Origin of the sequence: Pseudomonas sp. MWU12-2029 (assembly GCF_023242425.1) — a bacterium.
In the GTDB taxonomy this organism is placed as follows: Bacteria; Pseudomonadota; Gammaproteobacteria; order Pseudomonadales; family Pseudomonadaceae; genus Aquipseudomonas; species Aquipseudomonas kribbensis.
Genome location: NZ_JALJDY010000011.1, coordinates 181,668 through 196,981, shown reverse-complemented (window position 1 = coordinate 196,981; position 15,314 = coordinate 181,668). Strand labels below are relative to the sequence as shown.

The 15,314-nt window shown below is 57.8% G+C and carries 18 protein-coding genes; 9 read left to right on the top strand and 9 right to left on the bottom strand.

Annotated elements, in window-relative coordinates:
* Window positions 1-80 precede the first annotated feature (80 nt).
* Together M5B44_RS25100 and M5B44_RS25095 are read left to right on the top strand one after the other, a co-directional pair.
* On the top strand, window positions 81-467 hold the full coding sequence (locus M5B44_RS25100; protein WP_096820149.1) for a DUF2946 domain-containing protein: 387 nt from the start codon (window positions 81-83) through the stop codon (window positions 465-467).
* A gap of 93 nt (window positions 468-560) precedes the next feature.
* Entirely contained in the window at window positions 561-2,693 is a 2,133-nt protein-coding gene (locus tag M5B44_RS25095) for a TonB-dependent receptor (RefSeq protein ID WP_248740873.1), read from the top strand.
* Window positions 2,694-2,730: 37 nt separating this feature from the next.
* Here M5B44_RS25095 and M5B44_RS25090 read toward each other — a convergent pair whose 3' ends face one another.
* The 3 genes from M5B44_RS25090 to M5B44_RS25080 form a co-directional block, all read right to left on the bottom strand.
* Window positions 2,731-3,744 carry an ABC transporter substrate-binding protein gene (locus M5B44_RS25090; RefSeq protein ID WP_248740872.1) on the bottom strand — a complete coding sequence of 338 codons (1,014 nt, stop codon included), beginning with the start codon at window positions 3,742-3,744 and terminating at the stop codon, window positions 2,731-2,733.
* A 127-nt stretch (window positions 3,745-3,871) separates the two neighbouring features.
* The gene (locus M5B44_RS25085) at window positions 3,872-4,069 is read right to left on the bottom strand and encodes a hypothetical protein (RefSeq protein WP_248740871.1); all 198 of its coding nucleotides are present in this window, start codon (window positions 4,067-4,069) and stop codon (window positions 3,872-3,874) included.
* A gap of 5 nt (window positions 4,070-4,074) precedes the next feature.
* A complete protein-coding gene (locus M5B44_RS25080) occupies window positions 4,075-4,545 on the bottom strand; it encodes a hypothetical protein (RefSeq protein ID WP_085711422.1) in 471 nt (156 codons plus the stop codon).
* Between the two features lie 406 nt (window positions 4,546-4,951).
* On the opposite strand from M5B44_RS25080, the gene M5B44_RS25075 reads away from it, so the two are divergent.
* Entirely contained in the window at window positions 4,952-5,200 is a 249-nt protein-coding gene (locus M5B44_RS25075) for a hypothetical protein (protein ID WP_248740870.1), read from the top strand.
* Between the two features lie 6 nt (window positions 5,201-5,206).
* On the opposite strand, the gene M5B44_RS25070 is transcribed toward M5B44_RS25075, so the two are convergent.
* The 3 genes from M5B44_RS25070 to M5B44_RS25060 all read right to left on the bottom strand — a co-directional run bounded on the left by M5B44_RS25070 (window position 5,207) and on the right by M5B44_RS25060 (window position 7,761).
* The gene (locus M5B44_RS25070) at window positions 5,207-5,410 is read right to left on the bottom strand and encodes a hypothetical protein (RefSeq protein WP_085711424.1); all 204 of its coding nucleotides are present in this window, start codon (window positions 5,408-5,410) and stop codon (window positions 5,207-5,209) included.
* A 113-nt stretch (window positions 5,411-5,523) separates the two neighbouring features.
* A complete protein-coding gene (locus M5B44_RS25065; RefSeq protein ID WP_248740869.1) occupies window positions 5,524-7,128 on the bottom strand; it encodes a methyl-accepting chemotaxis protein in 1,605 nt (534 codons plus the stop codon).
* 228 nt (window positions 7,129-7,356) lie between these two features.
* Window positions 7,357-7,761 carry a TraR/DksA family transcriptional regulator gene (locus M5B44_RS25060; RefSeq protein WP_007935965.1) on the bottom strand — a complete coding sequence of 135 codons (405 nt, stop codon included), beginning with the start codon at window positions 7,759-7,761 and terminating at the stop codon, window positions 7,357-7,359.
* Window positions 7,762-8,172: 411 nt separating this feature from the next.
* Here M5B44_RS25060 and M5B44_RS25055 point away from each other — a divergent pair, with 411 nt between their 5' ends.
* The 4 genes from M5B44_RS25055 to M5B44_RS25040 all read left to right on the top strand — a co-directional run bounded on the left by M5B44_RS25055 (window position 8,173) and on the right by M5B44_RS25040 (window position 10,950).
* A complete protein-coding gene (locus tag M5B44_RS25055; RefSeq protein ID WP_248740868.1) occupies window positions 8,173-8,778 on the top strand; it encodes a glutathione S-transferase in 606 nt (201 codons plus the stop codon).
* A gap of 2 nt (window positions 8,779-8,780) precedes the next feature.
* Window positions 8,781-9,887, top strand: coding sequence for a DNA alkylation repair protein (locus tag M5B44_RS25050; RefSeq protein ID WP_248740867.1), 1,107 nt, complete (start codon window positions 8,781-8,783; stop codon window positions 9,885-9,887).
* A gap of 44 nt (window positions 9,888-9,931) precedes the next feature.
* Entirely contained in the window at window positions 9,932-10,432 is a 501-nt protein-coding gene (locus tag M5B44_RS25045) for a DUF3916 domain-containing protein (RefSeq protein ID WP_248740866.1), read from the top strand.
* A 137-nt stretch (window positions 10,433-10,569) separates the two neighbouring features.
* Window positions 10,570-10,950 (top strand): GFA family protein, encoded by a 381-nt coding sequence (locus M5B44_RS25040; protein ID WP_248740865.1) that lies wholly within the window; start codon window positions 10,570-10,572, stop codon window positions 10,948-10,950.
* 48 nt (window positions 10,951-10,998) lie between these two features.
* Here the strand turns inward: M5B44_RS25040 and M5B44_RS25035 are convergent, their stop codons facing one another.
* Both M5B44_RS25035 and M5B44_RS25030 read right to left on the bottom strand, forming a co-directional pair.
* Window positions 10,999-11,655, bottom strand: coding sequence for a DUF2931 family protein (locus M5B44_RS25035; protein ID WP_248740864.1), 657 nt, complete (start codon window positions 11,653-11,655; stop codon window positions 10,999-11,001).
* A complete protein-coding gene (locus M5B44_RS25030; RefSeq protein WP_192551938.1) occupies window positions 11,655-13,196 on the bottom strand; it encodes a T6SS phospholipase effector Tle1-like catalytic domain-containing protein in 1,542 nt (513 codons plus the stop codon). The genes M5B44_RS25035 and M5B44_RS25030 overlap by 1 nt, the downstream gene beginning before the upstream one ends.
* Before the next feature lie 118 nt (window positions 13,197-13,314).
* Here M5B44_RS25030 and M5B44_RS25025 point away from each other — a divergent pair, with 118 nt between their 5' ends.
* Entirely contained in the window at window positions 13,315-13,716 is a 402-nt protein-coding gene (locus M5B44_RS25025; protein ID WP_248740863.1) for a hypothetical protein, read from the top strand.
* Between the two features lie 68 nt (window positions 13,717-13,784).
* Here the strand turns inward: M5B44_RS25025 and M5B44_RS25020 are convergent, their stop codons facing one another.
* On the bottom strand, window positions 13,785-14,147 hold the full coding sequence (locus M5B44_RS25020) for a DUF6124 family protein (protein WP_248740862.1): 363 nt from the start codon (window positions 14,145-14,147) through the stop codon (window positions 13,785-13,787).
* Window positions 14,148-14,661: 514 nt separating this feature from the next.
* Between M5B44_RS25020 and M5B44_RS25015 the strand changes: the two genes are divergently transcribed.
* Window positions 14,662-15,240, top strand: a complete 579-nt coding sequence (locus M5B44_RS25015) for a DUF4337 domain-containing protein (RefSeq protein ID WP_248740861.1) — start codon at window positions 14,662-14,664, stop codon at window positions 15,238-15,240.
* The last annotated feature ends 74 nt before the right edge of the window (window positions 15,241-15,314 follow it).

Sequence of the window (15,314 nt, the reverse complement as noted above, 5' to 3'; positions counted from 1 at the left end):
TCAAGAGGCTTGAACAAAACATCCTAGCCGGCATTTTTCCATGTGCACGACCGGTCGGCGGTGCGGTAAAGTGCCGCCCCATGAAATTCACCCGTTCCGATCGCTCACTGCTGGCCTGGATGCTCTATTGCTGCGTCCTGTTCAACGTGTTCGCCTGCAGCATCGGTCACGGGCAGATGGTCGGGATGCAGCTCAACGGAATCGGTGGCCAGTTCTGCGCCGTCGACCCGAGCACCCAGGCGCCGCTCGCGTCCAATCCTTCCGAAGAAAAACTGCCAACCCTGGCCAAGGCGTTCGGTTGTCCGCTGTGCTCCACCGGCGGCATGGGCCCGGCGTTCAACTCCAGCCTGACCCTGGCGATCCTGCCGGAACAACACAGCCCGCCGCTGCCGGTCATTGTCAGCGCCGACCTCCCTGCCCGCTTCACCTGGCCTTCGGCCAATCCTCGCGCCCCGCCGCTCGCCTGAGTGACTTTGCCTTTTTGATTTGTCAGCCCACTACGCCAACGCGTTGCGTTCGCCTGTGCGCTGACTCCTAGACAAGCATTCAGGATTCAATCGATGAAACAACTTACCTTGCTGGCGAGCCTGTGCGGCTGCCTGTCCGTCAACGCCTGGGCCCAATCCACCGTGGATCTGGCGCCGATCACCATTGATGGCGAGTCCGCCGCCGAACCTGGCCTTAGCCTCGACCAGTCCAGCGGCATGGCCTCGCGCCTCGGCTTGAGCGTACGCGACACCCCGGCTTCGGTAGCCATCGCCAACCGCAACGACATCGAGCGCCACGGTGCGCAGAACTTCCAGGACGCCGCCAACACCCTGCCCGGCGTCAACGCCAGTGCCCCGCCGGGGTTTGGCGGATTCGTGTCCTATCGCGGCTTCACCAGCAGCCAGATCACCCAGATGTTCAACGGCATCAACGTCTCCGGCGGACTGGCACGGCCGGTGGACTCGTGGATCTATGACCGGGTGGAGCTGGTCGGCGGCCCATCGTCGCTGATCAACGGCGCCGGCTCGGTCGGCGGCTCGCTGAACTACGTGACCAAACTGGCCACTCGCGACGAGCAAGCCGCCGAAGGCCGGGTCAGCTATGGCACCTACGACACCACCGAAGCCGCGTTCGGCCTCAACCACGCCCTCAGCCAACCCGGCGCCGACGTGCAGCATTACGCGCGACTCGACGTCAGCCACAACACCAGCAACGGCTACATCGACCGTCAGGAACGCGATGCCTGGAGCATGGCGTTCTCGCTGCTCAGCGATCTGACACCGAACCTGTCGCACACCCTGGCCCTGGAATATCAGGACGAACACGAAGACAGCCCGTACTGGGGCACGCCGGTGCTCAACCCCAAGGCTGGCGAGTTGAAAATCGACCGCCACAATCGCTTCAACAACTACAACGTCGAGGACGGCCGCTACGAGCAACGGACGATCTGGGTGCGCTCGATCATCGATTACCGGATCAATGACAGTACCACCCTGCGCAACACGCTCTATCACCTCGACAGCCAGCGTGATTACCGCAACCTCGAAACCTATCAATACAACGCCGACAATAGTGCGGTGAACCGCTCCACGGCCTATCAGGTCCGGCATCAGGGTGAGCAGGACGGCAACCAGTTCGAACTGCGCCATGACAACACCCTGTTCGGCCTCGCCACCACCTGGTCCGGCGGTTTCGAGTACAAGGTCAACCAGACCACCAACTCACCGCTCAACGTCAAAGGCGCGAGCACCGTGGACCCGAACAATTATCGCCCGGGGCATTTCTACGACATTCCAGGCACGAAACCGGGGTTTGTCAGCGACAAGACCAACGAGGTCACCACCAAGGCGCTGTTCGCAGAGAACCGCCTGGCGCTGACCGACAAGCTTTCGTTGCTCACCGGCCTGCGCTACGACGACATCGACCTGGACGTGACCAACCGTCGCACGGTGACGGCGAGCAACCCGCGTCACCTCAAGCGCAGTTGGGAGCCTGTCACAGGGCGCGTTGGCCTGACGTATCAGTTCATTCCGTCGGCCAATGTCTACGTGCAATACAGCACCGCCGCCGAGCAGCCCGGTGGTACGCAAGACTTCGATGTATCAACGGGCAAGCAATGGGAAATCGGCAGCAAATTCGACTACCTGAACGGACGCGGTTCGGCGACGGTCGCGGCTTACACCATCGAGCGCAAGGACTTTGCCGTCACCGATCCCCTGGACCCGACCAACAGCATCCCGGTCGGCCAGCAGACCTCCAAAGGCATCGAGATCGCCAGCTCCCTGCGGATCACCGACAAGCTGCTGGCCGAGGGCAATTTCGCGTGGGTTGATGCGCAATACGATGAGTTCAACGAGAAGAACGCCGCCGGCGTGGTGGTCTCACGCAAAGGCAACACGCCGACCAATGTGCCGGACCGGGTCGGCAATCTGTGGCTGACCTATGACTTTTCCCCACAGTGGCAAGGCGGGGTTGATGCACGGTACGTGGCGTCGGTGTATGCGGACAATGCCAACACCATGACCGTGCCGTCGTACACCTTGTTCGGGAGTTTCCTCAGCTACAAGGTCGATTCGCACACCACCGTCACCGGCCGGGTGCGCAACCTGACGAACGAGGTGTATGCCGAGTTCGCTCATGTGTCGCCGGCGTATTACCTGGGCACGCCGCGCACCTTTGAACTGGCGGTACAGACCCGCTTCTGAAACGCAGCGGCGAGGGAGAAACTCCCTCGCCGTACTGCTATAAACCTGCCTGAACCTTGTCCGCCACATCCTTCGGCAGCCACGTCTGCCACACATCCGGATGAGCCTTCATGAACGCCTCCGCCGCTTCCCGTGGCGGAGTGTGTTTCTCGCTCATATCAGCCAGTGCCTTGTTCAGATCCTCAATCGGAAAATCGACTTTGCTGAAGAACGCCGCGATCTGTGGGTATTGCTTCTGGAATGGCGCAGACACCCCGATCGACAGCTTCGAGGCCAGTGAACGGGTCGGTTTCGGGTTGGGATTGTCGGCGTCCGTCAAGGTCTTCCAGGCCTCGGCGTCGAACGGAGGCTCTTCCAGCTGCACCAGTTTGAACTTGCCAAGCAGTGGCGTCGGCGACCAGTAATAGAACAGCACCGGTTTGCCCCGGCGGATCGACGAACTGATTTCGGCATCCAGCGCCGCACCGGAACCGCTGCGGAAATTGGTGAAGTCGTCCTGCAGCCCGTACGCCGTGAGCTTCTGCTTGTTCACCACTTCCGAGGTCCAGCCGATCGGGCTGTTGAGGAACCGACCCTTGCTCGGGGTTTCCGGATCCTTGAACACGTCCTTGTACTTCTTCAGATCACTGACGCTGCGCAAGTCCGGCGCCAGCGGCTTGATGCCTTTGGCGGTGTCGCCCTTGATCACGTATTCCGGCACCCACCAGCCTTCGGTGGCACCCTTGACCGTATCGCCCAGGCTGGCGACCTTGCCTTCGGCCTCGGCCTTGACCCACACCGGACTGCGACCGGCCCATTCCTCGCCGATCACCTGGATGTCATTGTTGGCCAGCGCGGTTTCCAGGGTGATGGTGGTGCCCGGCAACGTGTCGGTCGGCAGGCCATACCCCTTCTCGACGATGATCCGCAGGACATCGGTGATCAGGCTGCCGCTTTCCCAGTTCAAGTCGGCGAAGTGGATCGGGGTCTGTGCCGCATTGACCGCCGGCACCGCAGCCATCAAGCCCATTGTGGCCAGCCCAGCGGCCAGCAACCGTCGAAATCCGTTCATGCTTTGCACCTCGTGCTGTTCACAGCAATAGCAGGATGGCCTGACAGAAGACCACAAGCCTCTGAATACTCAGTCAACTGACTGTAGACGAGGTTCCTGCTTTTTCAGGGGCATGAAACGGACGAGGCTACTTTTCAGACATTTCCTGCAAGCGTTGAAGCTCGCGTCTGACCATGCTGGCGTATTCCGCAGGCTGCAAGGCGTAGATCTGCGAGGCGACCCAGCCGAGCCATGCGCCCTTCAATTCGACTTTCGCATCGAACAGGCGCCGGGCTTCATCGCGGGCGCTGTCGAGGTTCTGCAAATGGAAATCGGCGCGACTCACAGCCGTCACTCGCTGGCCTTGAAGGTCACCAGTTCGCCCTTGCGCCACTTGGCGGCTTTGGCGGTGACGGCTTTCAGGGTCTTGGTCAGGCCTTCCTGCAATTGCTCATTGGCAGCGAACACAGTGACTGCGCTGTGGCCTTCCTTGAACACGATGGCATGGCCGTCGGCCGTGCTGACGAAGGCATAGTCGCCCAGTCCGTACACGGTCATCTTGATCTCGCGAAAACGGATGTCCATCTTGCCGCCTTCACGGCTGGGCAGTACCGAAGCGCTGAAGTGATCGCCGACCTTGAGCTTGAGGCCGGGCTTGTCATCGACCACCAATGCGCTTTCGGTGTCGATTTCGGCAACGTAAATGCCTTCAGCGTTTTGCTCGGTGATGTAAACAAAACGCGACTGAAACTGCTTGACCAGCTTTGCCCGCAAATCACCCAGCACGAACAAAGCATGCATATCGAGGTTACTGACTGCCAAAGAAACATCCCCACACTTGAAAGAGTGCCACGCGCGAATAACGCGCACGACGTTAAAAACGGCCAGGCCGATGGTGTTGCGCAATGACTCGAATAAAAGCCTGAACGGGCAAAGTGCTTGTTCAGCGCGAGGTTCACAAGACTACTGGAATGGCGCTCGCGAAACCTGCAAAGACGTTCTCCAAATGTTGAAGGAAAAAGCTTCACGGTCGGCCAGAGAAAACTGACTACAAACTTTAGGGAAAATACTCACCAAGAAAAGCACTTTTCCGACATATCGCACGCAAAAAATTGCTTTAGATAACGCCATGCCGTCAACAGGTGTTGGCGATTCTAGAGCAGCGACGCTGCTTGCGACTACCCGCAACCGTCTGTAAATGCGGGTCAATCCATGAAAAGGACTTCATATGTGCACTTTGACGCATTTTGCCGCCGCTTACGAACAACCCTTTGTCTTGAATGCCTCAGGCCTTGGCACTGACGCCGCACCAGAGTCCTGTGGCCGGGAACCGCGGTTTCAAGTGATTCCGGCCGGTAACGCCTTTTTCCATATCAGGGAAAAGTCGACCGGCCGCGTAAGAGGTTTCCGTGAGAATCACAACGCCGCCTGTGCGCTTGCCCGCTCGCTGGAATCACGGGTGGCCCACGATCATTAAACGCAATCAGTGCAAGCTGCTGCCTGGCTCGTCTTTCAACTGCGCGAGCCACGCAGCCCTGCACTCTTCGGCCTCGTCACGACTGGCGAACGCCGTGCCCCGACGCTCACCGTTGAGCAACACCACCCAGCAGACACTTTGCCCCATCGCACGCAGCCCGGCCGGAACACCGCTGCCGATCATCACCGCGACATCGACTCTGCATTGCATGCTGACCTCCCAACTTCATTAGCTACCTAACTATGTAGGCATATTAATGATTTGGATCAAGCGGAAACAGCAACGCGCGTGCACAGCTTCATTGCAATTCCGGCAACAATGCCTCAGCGCGGATTCTCGGGTTTGTACCCCAGACGCAGCCCGCCCCAGTGCCGCCCCTTGACCATGATCGGTACCGACAAGTCGTGCATCAGCTCGCCGGTATCGCGGGTGTAGGTCTGCAACAGCACCGGTTGCTGATGACTGCCACAGCGGATGCCGGTGCGATCGGCAAACTTGCGCTTGGTGCGGTTGTGCACGGTATCGCTTTGCACATCACCGGTCAGCGGCTGGCTGAATGCCTGATTGTGGGTCGGCACATAACCCTGCTGCGTACAGGCGATGGCGAACACCAGGCCTTCGTGGCGCGGCAGCAGGGGCTCCTGAATCGCCGGCAGCACCTGATCGGTGTAGCGGTCGAAACGGGTCTGGAACTTGGCAGGCTGAGTGTTCGGGATCGGCTGATACTGGCGGTCGAACAAATCTTCGAGGCTGATTCGTCCCTGCTCGACATCAGCCTCGAAACGCGCAGCAATCTGACTCGCACCTTCACGCGCCAGATCGTAGATGCGCTGGTGATAGTCATCCAGCCCGACTTCGGCCAGGCGCTCGCTGATGGTTTCCGCCTGCCCCTCCATCTGCACCGCTGCTTCGGCCAGGCGTCGGGTCTGTTGATCGCTGATCGCCAGATCGCTGCGCATTTGCTCGATGGCGATGAACAGACTGTCGAGCTGTTCGCGATTGGTTTCGGCGCCCCGGGCGATTTCGCCGACCTGGTTTTCAACTCCGGCCGCCAGCCGCGCGATGTTTTCCAGGTGCTGACCGGTGTGTTCGACCTGCTCGACACCGGTGCGCAAATCGTCGGAGAGCTGGCGGATCTGCTCCACCACCTGCGCCGTACGCTGCTGAATGTCGGCAACCATCTCGCCCACCTCACCGGTGGCCGTCGCCGTACGAGCCGCCAGACCACGCACCTCATCTGCCACCACCGCAAAACCGCGACCGTGCTCCCCGGCCCGGGCCGCTTCGATGGCAGCGTTCAGTGCCAGAAGATTGGTCTGGCTGGCAATCGACTGAATCACCAGGGTCACGCGCTGAATGTCGTCGCTGCGCTCGCTCAACGCCTCGATCAGTTCACGACTGGCATTGGCGCGCTGGCTGAGCTGATGCATGCGCGAAATCGAATTCACCAGCTCGGTGCGCCCCGCTGCACTGCTGTGATGGGCTTCGCTCGCGGCGCCCAGCGCTTCGCGGCTGAGCTGGGATGTGGCTTGCTCGGTGGCGATCATCACTTCGGCGTTGTTGACGATCTGCGCGGCAGCATCGAGTTGCGACTGCAACTTGCCGGCCAGTTCCTTGACGGAAAACGCCACACCGGCAGCTGACAGCGCGTTATGACTGGTGGTGTAGGAAAGGTCGCGAGTCAGCTCGGACATCGCGTTGCTGCTATCGACCGGTTGCGCATCGGGGACAGCACGGGAGCGCAGGCGCGGCAGCCAGACAATCAGCACCGCCAGCGGCATGCCCACGTATAACGGCCATTCGCCGAAGGTCATCCCGGCCAGCAACAGCATCAGGGCGATGCTTTGCAGGGTCGGCGACAGCCAGCGATTCTTCGGCAAAACAACTGGTGCAGGCAGAGCCGCAACCAGAGATCCATCTCTCGTCATTTTGTTACCCCACGCTTGTTCTCATTGTTGTGACTGCATTAAACGCCACTACAAGGCCATTATCCATGGTCCGTTAGTCGTGGGTCTGTGGCAGGTCAATGGAACGGTGCGGGGATTTCCGGCAGACGAGAAAAAGCAAAGATCGCAGCCTTCTGCCGCTTTAAACAAAAGCTGCAGAAGGCTGCGATCTTTTCGCGACGACCCGCATTGAAGGGGTCGCCTCAGGAATCAGGCCTGACGCTGGTGCTTGTCGATTTGCTCGTGACGCTCTTGAGCTTCGATGCAGTACTTGGTGGTCGGGCTGATCAGCAGGCGTTTCAGGCCGATAGGCTCGCCGCTGTCGTCGCACCAGCCAAAGCTGTCTTCCTTGATACGCTCAAGGGCTTGTTCCAGTTGAGGCAGCATGCGCTGGTCGCGATCGATCGCGTTTACCAGCCAGGTGCGCTCTTCTTCCACCGAGGCGGCGTCCGCCGGGTCAGCCGGGGTGTCCAGGCTCTCGATGGCAATACGGTTTTGCTCAATGCGCTCGTGGGTTTCGACTTTCATGTTCTGCAACAGCTCGCTGAAGAAAGCGTGTTGCTCGGCATTCATGTAGTCATCTGCCGGCATGGCCAGCAACTTGTCCTTTGTCATTGATATCTCTATAAAAAAACGTGCATTAAGGCGAATTAGGGAGCGTTCCGGCGAACCGCCTGCGGTCATCGGAAAGGCATCGTTTATTGCAAACGCCACCCGGCACTCAATTTACGAAGGGGCGGCAGTCTAAGGCCCGTTTGAGGCCTCAGCAACTGTAAATACAGGGAATTTGTCCGACAAAGCCCGGAAAGTGCTCTGACACAGGCCCCACAGCGCTCATCGGAGTGCGTTTATAGCAAGAAATTCAGTCGAGCGGCTGTATATAGAAGACAAACGGCGGATGAGCGGCGCTTTGTCGCATTTCCTTACAATCGCCGACGGCAGAATCAACCCGCTTTCAGGACTGACAATCTCCCCAACCTCGGCTACGTTATGCCCTCCCCCCGGTTTGACTTGAAGGAACGCGTCATGAAACTGATCGGCATGCTGGACTCCCCTTATGTGCGCCGCGTGGCGATCTCCGCCAGGTGCCTGGGGATCGAACCGGAACATGACCCGGTATCGGTGTTTCGCCATTTCGAGCGCTTCCAGCAGATCAACCCGGTGGTCAAGGCGCCGACCCTGGTCCTCGACGACGGTGAAGTGCTGATCGACTCGACACTGATCCTCGACTACCTCGAAGCCCTGTCCGGCAAAACCCTGCTGCCCACCGACTTGCCGCAACGGGTCAAAGCCCTGCGCCTGATCGGCCTGGGCCTCGCCGCCTGTGAAAAAGCCGTGCAGCTCTACTATGAACGCAACCTGCGCCCGGCCGACATTCAATATCAGCCGTGGGTCGAGCGCGTCGAAGGCCAACTCGCCGCCGCTTTCACCGCCCTCGAACATGAACTGCAAAAACATCCGCTGCCTACCGATGGCACCCTCCAGCAGGACGGCATCACCCTCGCCGTTGCCTGGAGCTTCACCGGCCTCGTCGTCCCAGACCAGATCGACGCCCAACGCTTCCAGCGCATCGCCCAGTACACCGCGTACGCCGAAGGCCTCGAAGCGTTCATCAGCACCCCGATGAACTGATCATGAGCGCAACCGAAACCGCCGCCCCGGCCCTGAAAGAAATCTTCAACGCCGAACGCCTGCAACACATCGCCAGCGAAATGAGCGCCGTGTACCCGGCGTTCAAGGCCAAGGCCTTTCTCAAGCACGCCAATGACGGCCTCGCCGAACTTTCGGTCATGCAGCGCATGGCCCGCGTCAGCGAAAGCCTGCACGCCGTGCTGCCTCTGGACTACGCCGATTCCCTCGCCGTACTACGCGAACTCGCCCCACGCCTGAACAGCGGCTTCGTCAGCATGAGCCTGCCGCACTACGTCGCGAGCTACGGCGCGCACGCATTCGACACCTCCATGGAAGCCCTGAAGTACTTCACCACTTTCGGCTCCTCCGAATTCGCCATCCGCCACTTCCTGCGTAGCGACCTGGAACGCTCGCTGGAACGGATGCACGACTGGGCCCAAGACGAAAACCACCACGTCCGCCGCCTCGCCAGCGAAGGCAGCCGCCCTCGCCTGCCATGGTCGTTCCGCCTGGAACCGGTGCAGGCTGATCCGCGCTTGGCCGCCGGGATTCTTGATCGGTTGAAAGCGGATGAAAGTTTGTACGTGCGCAAGTCCGTGGCGAATCATTTGAATGACGTGACCAAGGAGCACCCGGAGTGGGTGCTGGATACGATTGAGGGATGGGCGCTGGAGAACAAGCACACGGCCTGGATTGCGAAGCATGCGCTGCGAAGCTTGATCAAACAGGGCGATATGCGGGCGCTCACTGTTATTGGTGCAGGGGCCAAAGCTGAGGTTGAGTTGCTGGACGTGAAGATAGAACCGGCGGTTGTACGGCTTGGGGAGACGATCACTCTGTCGTTTACGGTACGTTCGTTGGTACCGGTGGAGCAGCGGTTGGTGATTGATTATGCGATTGACTATGTGAAGTCGAATGGCGGGACTTCGGCCAAGGTTTTCAAGTTGAAGACGTTGGTGTTGGCGGGGTTTGGGAGTGAGGTTGTGACACGCAGGCAAGTGATCAAGGACTTCACCACGCGCAAGCACTATGCCGGGATGCATGCGGTGCATGTAACGATTAATGGGGAGCGGTTGGGGACTGCTGCCGTTAACATCCTCGTTTCATAAATATAAAAAAGAGTTTGGTCATCAAGCCACATAAGGATATCCCCTTGCGAAGATTGTTCCTCAGTAACAAAAAAGTCCGAAACATCCCCCGTCACCTCCGCTCCTTGGAGCACTGGGCCGCGAGTTTTAGCCGCGAGTTCCATCCTCGCAGCGATGAGCAAGAGCGTTATACACACTGGAAAATCCCGGTACCCAACAACCTCGTTCAAGGTCCGCAAGCACGTGTCGAAGTGCAGGCCTTCTGTGTTCAGCAATTGCTCGAAGCAGCGGCTCATCTTTCCCGCGCAGCGGATCGCAGCCAAGGTTACTACCGCATTGCCTGCCTGGTGGTATGGCCCTGGTTACACCAAAGCGAAGTGACAGTGTTCTATGACCGTGAGTACTACTTGAGTTTTCTGGGGCAGCATAACTCGCTTGCCCCGATACACCTGAGCGAAAGGCTTGCGTTGGATGTGCCCGAGAACTTCATTGAGCATGGGCATGATGTAACCCAGGACGATGATGAAGTCGAAGTTCAGTGGTGGTGTATCGGGGAGCACGCCTGATCAGTAACAGCCTGTTGTCCGGGATGCTCCTGGCGAAAGTTTTAATTTCCCGAATCCCAACTTCAGGCATCAAGCGATTGGTCGACTGATCAGACTGAGACGGTTACGCTGACGTTTTTCACCTGAACGGAAAGCGTATGTCAGAGGTGTACCAGGGAAGCTGTTTGTGCGGAGTCGTCGGTTACGAATTAACCACCTCACCAAAAGCAGTTAGCCATTGCCATTGCAGTCAATGTCGTAAAGGTCACGGGGCCGCATTCGCTTCGTACGGCAGTGTTCCGCAAAGCACACTTCGCATACTCCGTGGCTCCGCCAGCATTAAATCCTATGTTTCTTCGGAGACGGTATTACGCGAGTTCTGCTCGGAATGCGGTTCGACTTTGTTCTGGTCACGATCACAAGGTGAGTTTGCCGACTGGGTTTCGATAGCACTGGGCACGCTCGATACGCCGTTCCTGCCTGAAAAGCAGAAGCACGTTCATACCGACTCTGCAGCTCCTTGGTATATATCTGTTTAATCCTCAAAAAGTGGGGATGGATTTTCCCCTACTCCTGACCTTCAAGAATTACCAACTTCCGTACGGAATACCGAATTTATCGATATAGCGCTTGGACTTTTCACTGATCGGATATGCGTAACGCCCTTCATTCTTGCCCTGACTAGGTCCCAACGGCTCGATCTCGGCTTGGGCTCGGGCCACTTTCACCGGATGGTGGCACGAGTCTCTGACCCAAACCTGCACGACACCACCAGGCGCCAGCCCCAGATAGATCGACGCCATATATCTTGCTTTTTGATCAGGCGTCTGCGGGCAACGCTGATTGGTAGATGACACCATCAGTTGCCTGGCCTCCTCAGGAATGTCCACCCAAGCCTGCCATGTCTTCTGCTCTACGATGGATTGCCAGCGGACGTAAATACGAATGGGAAGGTCGGCACCCACCACTTTTCTTCCACTGCCGCCAACGCCCTTCCAACCCTTGGCAGACTCTGTGCCGTCTTCAGGCTCACCGCCAGCGGCTGTGCCGCCGCCAGTCCTGGAGAAGACTTTGCCGGTGATATCTTGGACAGAGCTATCTTCCACCCAGACCTTCATGTAGTCCGGCTCAATAAAAGCCATCTCCCACCATTCGGACTTAGGATCATTTTTAGCGGAAAGTGGATTAGCAGACTGGCAGCCAGTCATGAAAAGTGCACAGATGAGAGTGACGAGTAACTTCATTACCAGAGCGTCCAGTCAGGTACGTGAGGATGTTGCACACGAATCGCGTCTGCCGTAGGCGCATTGATATACACGGCACGGAGACCACTGCCGTCTTTGCGACCAAGGGGATGGTTCCAGTTTGCGGACATGTGAATGTACTTCAGCTTCAGCTGTTTTTCCTCTTGTGGTGTAGTGCTGTAGTCACCTGCCACAAACCGGTTGCACAGTGATTGAAGCTCGGAAGGAACGGCTAACTCTGGCGTGTCCGGAATGTCGTTGAAACGAACACCCTTTTCTTTAGCCAACTGGTGCATTACACGCAGATATACCCTGGATAGCTTACCGCTCACGGGGCGCTTGAGCTGAACGGCCACGTAAACGCGTTTCTTGCGAGTACTGAGTCTATCTTGCAGATCTACCGGAAGGAGTCGCGCAGCGGGGGTGACGATTTCTAACATTTCCGCCGGCCAACCTTTGTCCAACCATTGTTTTTTCACAGCCAGCGCATCTTGGTAGATCGAGGTGGTGGACACATCGGTAAATTGCGAAACCTCAAGGGATTGCATAGGGCTGATGAGCACACACTCTTCAACCTCATCGCGGTAACCCCCACCAATATCCGAGTGAACGCCTGGCAGCGTGATCTCCAAATGGTCAGCTTTGACGCGACTCAGCGCAAAATTCGCTCGGCACTCATCTCGGGCAGATAATTGAACGACATCTGTAAAAAAACGACGGTCAAGGTACAACTTGATGCCCGTTGCGATTGGACTTTTGACGTCACCCAGATTCGACCATCCAGCAATCGAAGGCACCGTGTCAAAAAGGCCGATGAAGCCAATATTTATGCTGCTTTTGAATTGATCAACGAAGGTCCGGCTGAGGTGCTTTTCAATGTTTCTTAAAACATCCCCTAACGGTCCCTGTTTTCCACGGGCGACTTCGTTGGCGAAATGCCGAGCGGCAGCAGCTCCGCGACTAAAACCGAATACATCAAATTTCAGCGAGGTAATTTCCCCATTGGGATGTAGATCCAACACGTCTTTTATACGCAGTTCAATCTCCGCAAATGAGCTTTGAACTCGTCCTGCAACACCGGTATCACCTCGCCCAGTACCAGCACCGAATGTACTGTCCTGTTTACCAGATCGCGTTCCAATCCCCTCGACATACACCATCCGAAACGCTTGTTTGTACAAGCTATCCCCTTCGGCTTCCTGGGGTGCGAAATACAGCTCACTCAGTTTCTGCACATTACTTGTGTCGTTGGCGTAGCTGCTATCAGGATCACTCATGAAAGGCTTGCAACTGGTATCGATATCTTCGGGCGCAATTGGATGATGGGCACCACAAAGCAAGCCTGCTGCGGTGTTATTCGCATTGTTCCCCGTACCATCGAAGAACACTCCGATCCGCAGGGCTATGCCGATTTTTTCAGGCGCACGCGCAGGCTCTTTCCCGTGTTTCTCATACTCAGCCCAATGCTGGGCATGGATATCGACGGGTTTGGTGCCTGTGTTGCGGAAGTTTTTTGGCGGGTTGGGAATGTAGCCACTCAATCCTTGATTCCTTGTTCTGATCCTTTGAGAACGGACCGGAGGGTGACAGTCGAAGCGAGGTGACGCAAGGCGTGGCCCTGTGCCAGCGCTTGGCTTCCTGCAATGGTGGCGCCACGCCATGAATGATAAGGTTCAGCCTCAAAATCACGGACGACACCTCGTGCACAAACAATCTCTTGCTGCAGCCGCGATAACCTTCACCATCAGCCTTTCCGCTCTTGCCTCTCCTGTGCCGCAGGAAGAGCTCGAAGAGTGCCAACGAATAGAAAACTCGGCCAAACAGGTCATGAAAAGCAGGCAGCAAGGCGCGCCCATGGATTCGGTGTGGGAACTGGCCGAAGCGGCAGGCAAGCAGAGCGAGTATGTGGGTGAGTTGTTCAAGACGCTGATTCGCGAGGCGTACGCGATTCCGCAGTACTCAAGCGAGAGCTTGCAGCAGAAAGCGATCAGCGATTTCCATTCCAATTTCTACAAGGCTTGCATCGTGACGGCGGAAAAGAGAGCAGACGCCAACGGCTGAGCTCATCGAGCAAAAAAGGGAGCAGATTCAGGTAATGGATCTGCTCCCTTTTTACTTGCGTACAGCCTCTACGCTTTCAGCTCTACCTTATCCAGCGCCTGATTCACGGCCAGCCCTGCGACCATGACCACTTGTGCGATGCCCAAAGCAGTCTTGCGGTGGGCGGGTTCGAGGATGGCGGCGAAGTTGCTGAGCATTTCGCTGGCGGAATCGAGGGATTCGCTGGCGTTGGCCAACAGGGACTCGCTGTTGTAGGCGGGGTTCGCCAGGAACATGGGGTCGTGTGTGGTGTGGCTACCCATGATGCGTTGTTGCGGGGTCAGGTAATGATCGAGGGCGCGTTCGGCGGCTTCGTTCAAGGTTCGAGAATCGGGGAATTTGTAGGGTGAGACCGGATCGGTTTCTGGTGGATTCGGTGTTGGTTTGATCATGGTGAAACTCCTGATTTTGATTAGGAGCTACCAGCATCACTTGCAGATGATGGGTGGCAGCCAAGTGCGGGTCTGCAAGACCGGGAAACCAGGCACCCGGCAGACCCGAGGGTCTCCCGCACAAAGCCGCCATTGAGCGGACACAAACGAGCGTCCTTTTGGCAGGGCTGTGCGACTGGTTTTTCCGGCGGGCTTGCAGACCCGATCACTGATGGGCAGTGACGGGAATCAAGTTACGGAGGGAGCCCCAGACGCACAAGCCGGCGGATTCTGTCTTAGGTGTAGGGCGTGGCGCAAGGCGTTGTGGGCATCGGGATGTGACGAGAGGCATCCCATAAACAGGCCACGCGTTTCGTGTTTAATGTCTGACAAAAGAGACTGTTTCGCAGTCCGACGGGAATACGTAAATCAGCTCGTCCGCTTTCATCCAGACACCGCCAGTCCCCTGTGTCTAAAAAACCGGCCACCCTGCATAATCCGCGCAAATCCCTTCATCAATCCAAGCCCGACCGTCATGCCTGAAGAGTTCGAAGTCCCCAGTCCCCACGAGCAACACGTTGAACACACCACCCATCATGCCCACGCAAAAGGCGATCGCTTTGCCAGCAAGATTGCGGTCATGACGGCGATCATGGCGACGGTCGGCGCCCTGATGAGTTATCAGGCCGGTTCGACGGAAAGTGAGGCGGCCATGGACAAGAACAACGCCGCCATACAGAAGACCGAAGCCGCCAACGAGTGGAACTACTATCAGGCCAAGTCCAGCCGGCAGAACCTGTCGGAACTGGCCAGCCATCTTCCGGGACTGGATTCCGCTCATTATGTTGCCGAGGCGCGGCGCTATGCGGAGCAGAAAGAGGAAGCCCGCAAAAAGGCGGAAGCACTTGAGCAGCAGGCGCGAGCGTGGGACGAGAAGTCAGAGCAGGTCCTGCACCAGCATCACCGCTGGGCACAGGCCATGACCGCCATTCAAATCGCCATTTCACTGGCAGCCATCACCCTGCTGACGCGCAAGGAATGGCTCAGACGCGTCTCGTTTGGCGCGGCGGGTTTGGGTGTCATGCTGGGCTCGCTGGCCTGGCTGCATATCTGAAAGCGCTGCTTCACAACAGGTAGCATCACAGACTCTGGTGCGCACTCACCCTGCGAGTCACGCACCAGGCTTTG

Coding starts and splice junctions, on each gene's coding strand:
- M5B44_RS25100 (WP_096820149.1), top strand. CDS start 81: ATGAAATTCACCCGTTCCGATCGCTCACTGCTGGCCTGGATGCTCTAT.
- M5B44_RS25095 (WP_248740873.1), top strand. CDS start 561: ATGAAACAACTTACCTTGCTGGCGAGCCTGTGCGGCTGCCTGTCCGTC.
- M5B44_RS25090 (WP_248740872.1), bottom strand. CDS start 3,744: ATGAACGGATTTCGACGGTTGCTGGCCGCTGGGCTGGCCACAATGGGC.
- M5B44_RS25075 (WP_248740870.1), top strand. CDS start 4,952: ATGTGCACTTTGACGCATTTTGCCGCCGCTTACGAACAACCCTTTGTC.
- M5B44_RS25070 (WP_085711424.1), bottom strand. CDS start 5,410: ATGCAATGCAGAGTCGATGTCGCGGTGATGATCGGCAGCGGTGTTCCG.
- M5B44_RS25065 (WP_248740869.1), bottom strand. CDS start 7,128: ATGACGAGAGATGGATCTCTGGTTGCGGCTCTGCCTGCACCAGTTGTT.
- M5B44_RS25060 (WP_007935965.1), bottom strand. CDS start 7,761: ATGACAAAGGACAAGTTGCTGGCCATGCCGGCAGATGACTACATGAAT.
- M5B44_RS25055 (WP_248740868.1), top strand. CDS start 8,173: ATGAAACTGATCGGCATGCTGGACTCCCCTTATGTGCGCCGCGTGGCG.
- M5B44_RS25050 (WP_248740867.1), top strand. CDS start 8,781: ATGAGCGCAACCGAAACCGCCGCCCCGGCCCTGAAAGAAATCTTCAAC.
- M5B44_RS25040 (WP_248740865.1), top strand. CDS start 10,570: ATGTCAGAGGTGTACCAGGGAAGCTGTTTGTGCGGAGTCGTCGGTTAC.
- M5B44_RS25035 (WP_248740864.1), bottom strand. CDS start 11,655: ATGAAGTTACTCGTCACTCTCATCTGTGCACTTTTCATGACTGGCTGC.
- M5B44_RS25025 (WP_248740863.1), top strand. CDS start 13,315: ATGAATGATAAGGTTCAGCCTCAAAATCACGGACGACACCTCGTGCAC.
- M5B44_RS25020 (WP_248740862.1), bottom strand. CDS start 14,147: ATGATCAAACCAACACCGAATCCACCAGAAACCGATCCGGTCTCACCC.
- M5B44_RS25015 (WP_248740861.1), top strand. CDS start 14,662: ATGCCTGAAGAGTTCGAAGTCCCCAGTCCCCACGAGCAACACGTTGAA.